We start from the raw sequence: 12733 nt of genomic DNA on the forward strand, positions 1-12733 counted from the left end.
CGACGGCGGGCGCGGGGGGAACCGCCGCATCCGGCACATCCAGGACGGACACGGAGGCGGACGCATGGACGAGGCACGGGCGCGGGAGGTACTGGCCGCGGCGGGTGTGCTGCCCGGCCCGGCGCGGCAGGCGCGACTGCTCGCCCTGGGCGAGAACGCGGTGTTCGCCGCCGGTGACCTGGCCGTCAAGGTGGGCCGCGACGCCGAACTCCTCGACCGCGCCCGCCGCGAACTCGACATCGCGGCGTGGCTGGAGGAGGCGGGCGTGCCCGCGGTCCGGGCCGCCGAGTCCAAGGCGCTGCTGGTCGAGGGGCATCCCGTGACCGTGTGGCACCGGCTGCCCGATCCGGTACGGCCGGCCGAACCCCGGGATTTGGCCGAATTGCTCCGGTCCGTCCACGCCCTGCCCTCCCCCGGCTTCACGCTCCCGCCCCGCGAACTGCTGGGTGGTGTGGAACGCTGGCTGCGCCTCGCGGGCGATGCGATCGACCCGGGTGACGCGGCCTATCTGCGCGAGCGCCGCGACGGCTTCGCGACGGCCGCGGCCGCGTTGACGCCCCACCTGCCACCGGGCCCGATCCACGGCGACGCCCTCCCCCGCAACGTCCACGTCGGCCCGGACGGCCCGGTCCTGGTCGACCTGGAGACCTTCTCCGCCGACCTGCGCGAGCACGACCTGGTCGTCATGGCCCTCTCCCACGACCGCTACGGCCTCCCGACCGAGGCGTACGACTCCTTCACCGGGGTCTACGGCTGGGATGTGCGGGAGTGGGAGGGCTGTTCGGTGCTGCGGGGGGCCCGGGAGACGGCGAGCTGTGCGTGGGTGGCGCAGCATGCGCCGAGCAATCCGAAGGCGCGGGCGGAGTTCGAGCGGCGGGTGGCGTCGTTGCGGGACGGGGACGAGAAGGTGCGGTGGTATGCGTTCTGAGCGCCTATAGGCACGGGGCTGGATGTTGTTTCGGGCGACTGCGGGTCCGCTGTGGCTGGTCGCGCAGTTCCCCGAGCCCCTCAGGGGTGTGCATCCCGGGCTCGGATGGTTCTTGCCGCCCGTTGTAGTTCCGTCAGGGCCGTGCGGACCGCTCTGCGTGCCGCGCGTTCCGGGCGGTGCAAGGCGTCGATGTGCCGACTCGCCTGCACCCCACTGAGCGGCCTCAGGACAAGCGCGGGGTGGGGGCGCGACGTCCAGCGCGGCATCAGCGCGATGCCGCCTCCCGCGGCCACCGCCTCCGCTGCCACCGAGAACTCGTTGATGGTGTGGGCCAGATGGAGCCGTCGTCCCGCCGCCGCGGCGATCGCCTCGATGGTCGCCCTGACCGGGAAACCCTCGTGCACGGTGATCCACGGCTCGTCGGCCACGTCGCCCGGGGTCAGCCGTCGCTTGGCGGCGAGCGGATGGTCCGCGGGCATGGCCACGTCCAGCGGCTCGCGCAGCAAGGTCGTCGCGGTCACCGCGCGCGGCCACGGTGGGGCGTGGTCCAGGCGGTGGGCGAGCACGATGTCGTACTCGCGGGTCAGCCGCGGGAAGTCGTCCTGCGCGACGTCCTCGTCGGCGAGCGCGAGCACCGGATGGCCGGGCCCGGCGAAAGCGCGCAGCAGCAGCGGGAAGAAGGCCGCACCCGCGCTGTGGAACGCCGCCACCGACACCTCGCCGTCCGGCCGCCCCACGAACTCCTCGACCGCGTGCCGGGCGCGTGCCAGCGCCGTCTCCACCTCCACGGCCGCACCCGCCAGCGCCTGCCCGGCGTCGGTGAGCACCAGCCGCCGCCCCTCGCGCTCGGTCAGCGGCACCGGGATCGAACGCTGCAACAGCCGCAACTGCTGCGAGATCGCCGACGGTGTCACCAGCAGCGCCTCGGCGACCGCGGTGACACTGCCCAGTTCGCCCAGCTCCCGCAGGATCCGCAACTGCCGTTCGTCCACGCCCTCAGTGTAGGCGGACTCTGTAGGCCTGCTAAAAGATCGTTTAAGAAGGTGGCTCTGGGCTTCAGCGGCGCCCGGGTGCACCGTAGGCAGGTGTCCGACGCCCGCCGTACCGATGCGGTACTCCTCCTGGTCGCGCTCGTCTGGGGATCCAGCTATCTGTCCGCCCAGACCGCCACCACCGCCCTCCCCGTCCTGCTGGTCCTCTTCGCGCGGTACGCCCTGTCCGCACTCGCCTGTCTCGGGCTCGTCGCCTCCCGCGCCGGGTCACGGCACCGCTCCCGCCGCTGGACCCGCGACGAACTCCGGGTCGGCGTGCCCCTCGGCCTCACGCAGGCCGCCGTCCTGGTCGTGGAGACCTACGGCGTCGCCCACACCACCGCCGCCAACGCGGGGCTGATCATCAGCCTGACCATCGTCCTCACTCCCTTCCTCGACCGCACCGGCCACCGGGGCGGCCTGCCGCCCGCCTTCTACGCCGCGGCCGGCGTGTGCGTCCTGGCCGTCGGACTCCTCATGTCCGGCAACGGATTCCACGCGCCCCGCCTCGGCGACCTGCTGATGCTGGCCGCGGCGTTCGTGCGGGCGGCGCACGTGGCACTCGTCGGCCGACTCACCGCGGGCCGGGCGATACGTCCGCTGCACCTGACGACGGTGCAGACCCTCGTCGGCTCGGCCCTGTTCCTGGCACCGGCCGCGCGCGAACTCCCGGCCCTGGCCCACACCGACGCCGCGACCTGGACGCAGCTGGTCTATCTCGCCCTGTTCTGCAGTGTGTTCGCCTTCCTCGCCCAGACCTGGGCGGTCCAGCGCACCTCCGCCAGCCGTGCCAGCCTCCTGCTGGGCACCGAACCGATCTGGGCCGCCGCGGTGGGCATCGCCCTCGGCGGCGAGCACTTCACGCCGCTGACCGGGCTCGGCGCGGCCCTGATGGTCGCCGGCACCTACTGGGGGCAGGCAGTGGAACGCCACCACCGAACGGCGACGGCACAGAAGACCTCCGTAACCGCAGACACCTCCCCGACCGCAGAGGAACCCCCATGTCCGGCCACGACACTTACGAGCACCTGATCTCGCTGCTCGACGCCGCCTGTGTCGACTACCGCCTCATCGACCACGAACCCGAGGGCACCACCGACAAGGTCTGCGCGCTGCGCGGACACCCCGCCTCCGAGGCCGCGAAGTGCCTCGTGCTGCGGGTCAAGGTCGACCGACGCACCACCCGCCACGTCCTCGCGGTCGTCCCCGGCGACCGACGGGTGGATCTGGGTGCCGTCCGCGCGTTGTTCGACGCCCGGTATGTCGGTTTCAGTGACGCGGAGACGGCTGAGCGGCTCGCCCGTGCGGTGCCCGGCACGGTCCTCCCTTTCAGCTTCGACCCCGACCTCGAAGTCATCGCCGACCCGAACGTGGTGGCACAGCCCAGGCTGTACTTCAACGCGGCCCGCCTCGACCGCTCACTGCTCGTCTCGGGCCCCGACTACGAGCAGGTCGCCAGACCCCGTGTGGAACCCATCGCGGGCCCCGTGGACGTGTGACGCCCGGGTCAGACCGGCTCGTCCGCCAGTTCCCGCAGCGGCCATGTGCCGTCCACCACCGCGTCCGTCTCGCCCTTGCGGCGAAGGAAGCTCTGGAAGTCCGCCGCCCACTCGGCATACCACTCGATCTGGCGGCGGTGCAGTTCCGCCGGTCCGAGGCCCGCGACCTTGGGGTGGCGGGCGGCTATCGCGCAGGCCAGCCGGGCCGCGGCGAGGGCGTCGGCCGAGGCGTCGTGGGCGGCGTCGAGCCGGACGCCGTACTCCGTGCAGACCGCTTCCAGGTTGCGTTTGCCGCGTCGGTAGCGGTCGGCCCAGCGGTCGATGGTGTACGGGTCGACGACCGGGGCCGGGTCGACACCGCCCAGGCGGTCCCGCAGCGACGGCAGGCCGTACCTGCGCAGTTCGGCGGAGAGCAGGGTCAGGTCGAAGGCCGCGTTGTAGGCGACGACCGGTACGCCCGTCTTCCAGTACGCCACGAGGACGTCGGCTATCGCGTCCGCGACCTGGTCGGCCGGGTGGCCCTCGGCACTCGCGCGCTCGTTGCTGATGCCGTGCACCGCCACCGCGTCGGCCGGGATCTCCACCCCCGGATCCGCCAGCCACTCCCGGCGCCCGAGGGGCTGCCCGTCCCTGACCTCGATCACGGCCGCCGTGACGATGCGCGCCTCGCGCGGATCGGTTCCCGTGGTCTCCAGGTCGAAGCCGATCAGCAGCTCCCGGTGCCAGCCCATGGGTGGTCCCCCTTCTCGGTGGTGCTTTCCCCCAGTGGTCTCCACGATCCCATGGGCCACTGACAATCCGAGGACCGCATTCCGCTTACCGGCTTGCGGCGGGGGACAGTTCAGGACACCGGACGCGAATCCGCCCAGGCCACCTCGAACTCCTCGCGATAGGTCGGGAAGAGACCGGCCTCGTCGACCTGGCCCGACTTGACCAGCTTGCTCCCGCCGCGCAGGACCAGGACCGGCGCCTCCATGCCCCGCGAGCGCCGCAGATAGGACTGCACCACGGCGATGCCGTCCGCGCCGTCGCCGTCGACGAGGTACGCAGTGAAGCGGGGCGTCTCGTCGTAGACCTGGATCTCGAACGCCCCGGGGTCGCGCAGCTTGGAGCGGACCCGGCGCATGTGCAGGATGTTCATCTCGACCGCGCGGCTCATTTCGCCCCGCTTGATGCCGAGTTCGCGCTCGCGCCGCTTGACCGCGCTGGAGGCCGGGTTGAGGAACAGCAGCCGTACCCGGCAGCCGGACTCGGCCAGGCGCACCAGGCGGCGGCCGGAGAAGTTCTGCACGAGCAGGTTGAGGCCGATGCCGACGGCGTCGAGCCGGCGGGCGCTGCCGAAGATGTCCTCAGCGGGGAACTGGCGCATCAGCCGCACCCGGTCGGAGTGCACGGCGACCACGTCCCCGTACCGGTCGCCGACGAGGTCCTCGACGGCGTCGACGGGGAGCCGGCGGGCGGAGGGCACGTCGCCGGCCGTGCCGAGTATCTCCAGGAGCCGGGCCGAGGCCCGCTCGGCCTGGCCCAGGACGGCCTCGGACAGGGCCCGGTTGCGCGAGACGACGTTCCGGGTGACCTCCAGCTCGTCCAGGGCGAGTTCGACGTCCCGGCGCTCGTCGAAGTACGGCTCGAAGCACGGCCAGTGCTGCACCATCAGCTCGCGCAGCTGCGGCAGGGTGAGGAAGCTGAGGACGTTGTCGTCGGCCGGGTCGAGCAAGTAGCCCTTGCGGCGGCTGACTTCGCGTACGGCGACCGCGCGCTGGACCCACTCCTGTCCGGCGGGGCCGGCGGCGGCGACCACCCACTCGTCGCCGTGGACGGGTTCGTAGATGGGGCGCAGAACGGCGGCCACGACGGCCCGCAGCCGCTGTTCGACGAGGTTCAGCCAGATGTAGGCCCGCCCGGCCCGCTGGGCGCGGGTACGGACCTCGCGCCAGGCGTCGGCGTCCCAGTCCAGCTCCGGTCCGATGGTGGCACCCGCGTCCATCGGCCGTGCCAGGGACACCGTGCCGGGCGGGGCGTCTGCGGAGTTCCCCTCGTGACCCTCGTCACCAGGGGGCAACTCCAGCCCTCCCGAGCCCACCCGCGCACCGCCTTCCGCTCCCCCGAGCACTCCCCGTCCCAACGATCAAGGAAGGGTACTCCGGGAGCGGTGGGCGGTGCAGCAGGATGGACAGGTCGTTTCTCAACTACCGTTCGGCGGACGTCCGTTCTCACCGCTGAGGGCGGGCGGAGTGAGCGGATTCATAGCGGTGACGTCCCGCGGGGCGATCGAGAAGCCCTGCCAGTGGACCGGCATCGGCTGCTGGTCCTCGTCCCTGGCTATGTGGTGGAAGCCGACGTTCACCCAGGCCACGGGGTGGGTGAGGGTCTGCCCGTTCACCCACTTGTCGACGGACTTGGGATGGGTCCGGGCGCAGCGCGGGTTGTTGCTGGCGAACAGCTCGCACTTGTCGTACTGGGTGAAGTAGACGTCGTGCTGGGTGAAACCGCGGCCCGGGTAGCGGGTGGTGGGGCCGGGGACGATCTCGTACGACCGCGCGTGCCCGTCCTTGTTCTTGCCGGTCGCGCTGACCATGCGCCACCAGCGATAGGCCTTGGCGTCACCGGCGCGTTCCTTGGTGACCTGGGTGCGGGTGGTCTTGGTGGTCGGGGTCAGCCGGCCGCGGGTGGTGACGGCCGAGTCGTACTGCTCGACCCGGTTCCTGGTGGAGCCGTCGAGGGCGAAGTCGAGCCGCCAGAAGGCGTTGTGGCTGTGGCTGGTGGCCTTGCCCTTGGCGCCCTGGCCGATGGGCCAGCCGCGCCCGTCACCCGCGTCGTAGTCGAACGGCGAGAGGCTGCCGGTCGCGCCGACGTTCATGTTGATGGTGCCGTCGTCCTGGAAGCGCCACTCGGTCATGTACTCGTACCAGCCGACCTGGTTGACCGTGTAGACGAGCAGGTCCTTGCCCTGGGCCTGGTAGACCTTGTTCCCGGTGTCGCTCTGCATGCGGTAGGCGTGGCCGCGGGAGCGCGTGGTGGTGCACAGGCCCTTGACGTTCGGGTTCTCGCCGGGGTACTGGTCCGGGATCTTGACCGTCTTGATGGTGCCGCCGGGGCACTCGGCCGCCGCCAGCGGCATCAGGTCCTTGGCGAAGTCCTGACCCGTGAGGTCGTCGTACTCCTCCTTCCCGTCGTCGTACGGGACGTGGATCTGACCGAGCCGAGCGCTGTTGAGGACCTTGATCGGCTTGGTCTCGCCCTTGGGCTGGTAGGAGACGTCGTCCAGGACGAGGCCGGCCATGCCGTCGTAGCGCCAGCACATCCGCCAGGTCGTGCCGGTGGAGAGCTTCTGCTCGATGCGGTAGGCGGCGCTGCAGTCGGCGGCGGCCGCGGCGGCTCTCGGCTGGGCGGCGGCCGGCCCCGTGCCGGTGGTCAGTCCGGCGCCCAGGGCGGCCACAGCGAGGCCGAGGGCGGCCGACCGTGTTCGGGCACGGCTGAATCTGTTCACGCGCATGAAGAAGTGACTCCCTCGCAGGAGGTGCGGGTACGAAAGGTGGACGGAGGTCGGACCGATGTCGGACGAGGGCCGGGTCAGCGGTCGAGTTCGGCGACCTTGCGGGCGCTCAGGTCGATCACCAGGGACCTGGTGTCGATCCACGGGCCGTTCTTGACCTTCGGGAACAACCGCACGCAGCGGTGCTCGCCGCACTTGTCCAGTACGGCGGGCTGGGCGCCCGGCGTGGACCGGTAGACGCCGCCGCTCAGCCTCAGCTGGTCCGGGGAGGTGAGCTCCTTGCCGGTGGCGTCCTTGTAGTCCGCCCTGAGGCCGGCGCCCAGCGGGTCAGCGATCAGGAGGCTCGCCGCCTCGATGCTCTCGGCCCGGCTCGGCGGCGGCTGGACGCCCTGCTGCTCGGTGGTCCGGACGACCTTGCCGGCATCGAGGTCGACGGTCCTGGTGACGAGGGTGTCGTCCCGGTAGTCGTAGTACGTCACCTCGGCGCGCCGGGGCGCGTCCGTGGCGTCGGCCTCGTCCGCCTCCGGTTCGGCGAGATCGACGGTGAGGCGCTGCGGGCCGCGCTCGCCCTCGACGTCCTCGCTCGCGTTGAACATCTGCCGGTTCACGGCGATCTGTTCGACCCGCTCGATCTCGTCGTCGGTCAGCGGATCGCTGCCCGTGCCCTTCTCGCCTTCGGCCGGGGCCTGCTCGACCACACCGGGCGCGACGGCCGCGCCCTGCTCCCGGCCCTCGCCCTGGCCCTGTCCCGTCTGCTGTGTGGACTGGCTGCCCGCCCGTCCACCGGTCGTTTCGTCGGCCCCCGCCGATCCCGGCAGGGTGATGGCGACCATCGCGGCGGTCGAGACCACCGCGACGGCCGTACCGGCCACCACCTTGCCGAGGTGACGGTGCACTGCGTCGCGCACGTCTTCCCCCTGCTCCCCCAGGATCCCGGGAGTGCGAAATTGCCCCACTGCTTCGGCATACCGGCCGCATGAGACGGGGTATGCACTGGTCGCTCGGTAAGAGGGAGCCACGTCATAGGTGGTTCCATCACTTTCGTGGACACTCGGGGTCAAGGCCCCCGGCGGCGCGCGACACCTGGAAGAGTCGTATCCATGCAGGTCTGGCCTGGAGAGGCGTATCCGCTCGGCGCCACGTATGACGGCGCCGGCACCAACTTCGCGGTCTTCACGGAAGCCGCGGAACGAGTAGAGCTGTGTCTGCTGCACGACGACGGCTCGGAGACGGCGGTGGAACTGCGGGAGAGCGACGCGTTCGTACGGCACGCGTACCTGCCCGGCGTCATGCCGGGACAGCGGTACGGCTTCCGTGCGCACGGGCCGTACTCCCCCGAGCGCGGTCTGCGCTGCAACTCGGCGAAGCTGCTGCTCGACCCGTACGCGCGTGCGATCAGCGGCTCGATCCACTGGGGCGAGGAGGTGTACGGCTACCACTTCGACGCGCCCGAGCGGCGCAACGACCTGGACTCGGCGCCGCACACGATGACGTCCGTCGTGGTCAATCCGTACTTCGACTGGGGCGACGACCGGCGGCCGCGCACCGAGTACCACCACACGGTGATCTACGAGGCCCACGTCAAGGGCCTCACGATGCGGCACCCGGGGCTGCCGGAGGAGCTGCGCGGCACCTACGCGGCCCTCGCGCATCCGGCGATCATCGAACACCTGACCGAGCTGGGCGTGACGGCGCTGGAGCTGATGCCCGTACACCAGTTCGTGAACGACCACCGGCTGGTCGACATGGGCCTGAACAACTACTGGGGCTACAACACCATCGGGTTCTTCGCCCCGCACAACGCGTACGCCTCCTGGGGCGACCGCGGCCAGCAGGTCCTGGAGTTCAAGTCGGCGGTGCGGGCGCTGCACGAGGCCGGCATCGAGGTCATCCTGGACGTGGTCTACAACCACACCGCCGAGGGCAACCACCTGGGCCCGACGCTGTCCTTCAAGGGCCTCGACAACCCGCAGTACTACCGGCTGACGGAAGACCCCCGCTACTACATGGACACGACAGGAACCGGGAACTCGCTGCTCATGCGGTCCCCGCACGTCCTGCAGCTGATCATGGACTCGCTGCGGTACTGGGTGACCGAGATGCACGTCGACGGGTTCCGTTTCGATCTCGCGGCCACCCTGGCGCGGCAGTTTCACGAGGTGGACCGGCTGTCGTCGTTCTTCGACCTGGTGCAGCAGGACCCGGTGGTCTCCCAGGTGAAGCTGATCGCCGAGCCCTGGGACGTGGGCGAGGGCGGCTACCAGGTGGGCAACTTCCCGCCGCTGTGGACGGAGTGGAACGGCAAGTACCGCGACACCGTACGGGACCTGTGGCGCGGCGAGCAGCGCACGCTGGCGGAGTTCGCCTCCCGGCTCACCGGCTCCTCCGACCTTTACCAGGACGACGGGCGGCGCCCGCTCGCCTCGATCAACTTCGTTACCTGTCACGACGGCTTCACGCTGCGTGACATGGTCTCGTACAACGAGAAGCGCAACCACGCCAACGGTGAGGACAACCGGGACGGCGAGAGCCACAACCGGTCCTGGAACTGCGGGGTGGAGGGCGAGACCGACGACCCGGCCGTGCTGGAGCTGCGGTCGAGGCAGATGCGGAACTTCATCGCCACCCTGATGCTCTCCCAGGGCGTCCCGATGATCAGCCACGGCGACGAGGTGGCGCGCACCCAGCGCGGCAACAACAACGCGTACTGCCAGGACAGCGAGCTGGCCTGGGTGCAGTGGCCGGACGCCGAGGGGCCCGAACGTGAGCTGCTGGACTTCACGCGCGCGATCGTGCGGCTGCGCAAGGAGCATCCGGTCTTCCGCCGGCGGCGTTTCTTCCACGGGCGGCCCGTGGAGGGCACGCACGACGAGTTGTCGGACATCGCCTGGTTCACTCCCGAGGGCAAGGAGATGACCCAGCGGGACTGGGACCGCTCGCAGGCGTCGGCGCTGACGGTGTTCCTGAACGGCAACGCGATCTCCGAGCCCGGCGCGCGCGGGGAGCGGATCACCGACGACTCGTTCCTGCTGATGTTCAACGCCTCGCCGAAGACCCTCGACTTCGTGGTGCCGGTCAACCATGGCCGGCAGTGGCAGGTACTGGTCGACACCGCCCGCACCGACGGGGTACCGCCCGGCACGGTGGCGAAGGTGCAGGCCGGGGACCGGCTGACCCTGGTGGACCGGAGCATGGTGGTGTTGCAGCGGCCGGTCTAGCCGGTGCCGCGCGGACGCGGATGGAGGCGGTGATGACACGAACGGCCGCGAGGCGGGTACGTAGGTCTGCATGACACCTGAGCGACCTGACCCGGCGGTGCCGTCGGCCACCTACCGGCTGCAGCTGCAGCCCGAGTTCCCGTTCTCGGCCGCGGCGGCGGCCGTGCCGTACCTGGCCTCGCTCGGCGTCTCGCACCTGCACCTGTCGCCGGTCCTCGAGGCCGTTCCCGGCTCGGCGCACGGCTACGACGTCGTGGACCACGCGCGCGTGCGCGAGGAACTCGGCGGCGAGGAGGGGCTGCGGGCGCTGGCGCGCACCGCGCGGGAGCACGGGCTCGGCCTGGTGGTGGACCTGGTGCCCAACCACATGGCGATGGCACCCCGGCACAACCACGCCCTGTGGGAGGTCCTCAAGGAGGGCCCCAAGTCGCCGTACGCGCGCTGGTTCGACATCGACTGGGAGGCGCAGGACGGGCAGGTGCTGCTGCCGGTGCTGGGGAACCCGCTCGGCACGGAGATCGAGCACCTGGAGGTCGACGGGAGCCTGCTGCGCTACTACGACCACGTGTTCCCGCTGCGGGAGGGCACCGAGGAACTGCCGCTGCCACAGCTGCTGGACGCGCAGTGGTACCGGCCGGTGTGGTGGCGGCTGGCCCGTACGGAGCTCAACTACCGGCGGTTCTTCAGCATTTCGGAGCTCATCGGGGTGCGGGTCGAGGACCCGGAGGTGTTCGGGGCCACCCATGCCAAGATCCTGGAGCTGCTTCACGAGGGAGTGATCGACGGCCTGCGCATCGACCACCCCGACGGCCTCGCCGACCCCGACGCCTACCTGCTGCGGCTGCACGAGGCGACCGGCGGCCGCTGGACGGTCGTGGAGAAGATCCTCGCGGACGGGGAGCCCCTGCCGGCCTCCTGGCCCGTCGCGGGCACCACCGGCTACGACGCCCTGCGGCACGTCGACGGTCTCTTCGCGGACCCGGCGGGGGCCGGGGAACTTCTCGGGCAGTACCGGCGGTTCGCGGCCCCGCAGACGGACCGGGGCGGGGACTGGGACGCGACCGTGCGGCGGGCGGCGTACAAGGTGCTCACGCACGAGCTGGCGGCGGAGACCGACCGGCTGACCCGGGCGGCGAGCCGCCTGTGCGCCCTGTCGCCCGATCCGGCACTGCGCGACCGGGCACCCTGGGCGCTGCGCACCGCGCTCCAGGAGCTCCTGGTCCGCCTGGAGGTCTACCGGCCGTACGCCTCCGGGGACGCAGCCCGGGTCGTCACCGAGGAGGCCGCGGCCGAGGCCCGGCTCGCCTTCGTCGTCCCCGAGGAGGCCGGTGCGGTCGACGTCGTACGCGACCTGGTGCTCGGTCGTTACGGCGACGGTCCCGGGCACGTCGAGTTCCGGACCCGGTTCGCGCAGACCTCGTCGGCACTGCGCGCCAAGTCCGTGGAGGACACGGCGTTCTACCGCTACGTGCCGCTGCTGTCGGCGACCGAGGTGGGCGGGAACCCGGGGAGCCCGGCCGTGTCCCCGGAGGACTTCCACGCCTACTGCGCGCGCGTGCAGCGCGACTGGCCGGCGTCCGGGACGGTCGTGTCGACCCACGACACCAAGCGCAGCGCCGACGTACGGGCGGCGCTCGCGGTGCTCACCGAGTGCCCGCAGCGCTGGGCCGACGTCCTCGCCGAGGTCACCCGCACCGGCGAGGGCGTGCCGGACGCGCAGCTCGCCTGGGCGGCCTGGCAGACGGTGTTCGGGCTGGGCCCGGCGGCCCCGGAGCGCGTCCAGGAGGCCCTGCTGAAGCACGTGCGCGAGGCCGGCCTGTACACGAGCTGGACGGAACAGGAGCCCTCGTACGAGGAGGCGGTGGCGGCGTTCGTCGCGGCGGGGCCGTGCGGGGCTCCGGGCGAGCACGTGACAGCCTTCCGGAGCCTGCTGGAGCCCCACATCCTGGCCAACCTGCTCGGCACCGCCCTGGTCCACCTGACGATGCCGGGTGTGCCGGACCTCTACCAGGGCACGGAGAGCGAGTACCGCGCCCTGGTCGACCCGGACAACCGCCGGCCCGTGCGGTTCCCCCCGGAGAGCCCCGGCGCCAAGGACGCGCTGACGCGCGCGGCACTGGGTCTGCGCGCCCGACGCCCCGATGCCTTCGGCGACTCGGCGACTTACGCGCCCCTGGCCGCCGAGGGCCCGGCGGCGGCCCACTGCGTGGCGTTCACGCGCTCGGGAGAGGTCCTCACAGCCGTGACCCGGTTGTCGCTGCGGCTGGCGGAGGCGGGCGGCTGGCGGGACACCGTGCTGCCGCTGCCGGCGGGCCGGTGGGCCGACGTCCTGACACCGGGACGGGAGTTCTCGGGTCACGCGCGCGTGGCGGAGCTTTTGGAGGGGTTGCCGGTGGTGCTGCTGGAGCGGGTGGGCTGAGGCGGGCAGGAGGTGTGCCGCGGTGGCTTCTCGCCCGGCGTGCACCACTCGCCGCCCGCCGTGGCCCCGTCCTCGCGACCGGCGTGCACCCGCGCGCGCTCCCGGGGCTCGTGGCGGAGGGCCGGCGCGTGGTGGTGGCCGC

10 protein-coding genes are annotated in these 12733 nt (G+C 71.7%); 5 read left to right on the forward strand and 5 right to left on the reverse strand.

Annotated elements, in window-relative coordinates; genetic code table 11:
- The first annotated feature begins 64 nt into the window (after window positions 1-64).
- Window positions 65-928, forward strand: coding sequence for a phosphotransferase enzyme family protein (locus ACFWWR_RS03280; protein ID WP_384301686.1), 864 nt, complete (start codon window positions 65-67; stop codon window positions 926-928).
- 80 nt (window positions 929-1008) lie between these two features.
- Here the strand turns inward: ACFWWR_RS03280 and ACFWWR_RS03285 are convergent, their stop codons facing one another.
- The gene (locus ACFWWR_RS03285; RefSeq protein ID WP_383857185.1) at window positions 1009-1920 is read right to left on the reverse strand and encodes a LysR family transcriptional regulator; all 912 of its coding nucleotides are present in this window, start codon (window positions 1918-1920) and stop codon (window positions 1009-1011) included.
- Window positions 1921-2013: 93 nt separating this feature from the next.
- On the opposite strand from ACFWWR_RS03285, the gene ACFWWR_RS03290 reads away from it, so the two are divergent.
- Window positions 2014-2991, forward strand: a complete 978-nt coding sequence (locus tag ACFWWR_RS03290; protein WP_383857188.1) for a DMT family transporter — start codon at window positions 2014-2016, stop codon at window positions 2989-2991.
- Entirely contained in the window at window positions 2961-3458 is a 498-nt protein-coding gene (locus ACFWWR_RS03295) for a YbaK/EbsC family protein (RefSeq protein ID WP_383857191.1), read from the forward strand. The genes ACFWWR_RS03290 and ACFWWR_RS03295 overlap by 31 nt, the downstream gene beginning before the upstream one ends.
- An 8-nt stretch (window positions 3459-3466) precedes the next feature.
- Here ACFWWR_RS03295 and ACFWWR_RS03300 read toward each other — a convergent pair whose 3' ends face one another.
- From ACFWWR_RS03300 to ACFWWR_RS03315, 4 genes are all read right to left on the reverse strand, one after another.
- Window positions 3467-4189: a 3'-5' exonuclease gene (locus ACFWWR_RS03300; protein ID WP_383857194.1), complete on the reverse strand. Its 723-nt coding sequence runs from the start codon at window positions 4187-4189 to the stop codon at window positions 3467-3469.
- Between the two features lie 110 nt (window positions 4190-4299).
- Window positions 4300-5541 (reverse strand): SAV2148 family HEPN domain-containing protein, encoded by a 1242-nt coding sequence (locus ACFWWR_RS03305; RefSeq protein WP_383857772.1) that lies wholly within the window; start codon window positions 5539-5541, stop codon window positions 4300-4302.
- A gap of 102 nt (window positions 5542-5643) precedes the next feature.
- Entirely contained in the window at window positions 5644-6954 is a 1311-nt protein-coding gene (locus ACFWWR_RS03310) for a copper amine oxidase (protein WP_383857197.1), read from the reverse strand.
- Between the two features lie 77 nt (window positions 6955-7031).
- Window positions 7032-7862 (reverse strand): Tat pathway signal sequence domain protein, encoded by an 831-nt coding sequence (locus tag ACFWWR_RS03315; protein WP_383857200.1) that lies wholly within the window; start codon window positions 7860-7862, stop codon window positions 7032-7034.
- 192 nt (window positions 7863-8054) lie between these two features.
- Between ACFWWR_RS03315 and glgX the strand changes: the two genes are divergently transcribed.
- Entirely contained in the window at window positions 8055-10172 is a 2118-nt protein-coding gene (glgX, locus tag ACFWWR_RS03320; protein WP_383857203.1) for a glycogen debranching protein GlgX, read from the forward strand.
- 70 nt (window positions 10173-10242) lie between these two features.
- Window positions 10243-12591 (forward strand): malto-oligosyltrehalose synthase, encoded by a 2349-nt coding sequence (gene treY / locus ACFWWR_RS03325; protein WP_383857205.1) that lies wholly within the window; start codon window positions 10243-10245, stop codon window positions 12589-12591.
- Window positions 12592-12733 lie beyond the last annotated feature (142 nt).

It is taken from the genome of Streptomyces sp. NPDC058678 (assembly GCF_042714835.1).
Taxonomy (GTDB): Bacteria; Actinomycetota; Actinomycetes; order Streptomycetales; family Streptomycetaceae; genus Streptomyces.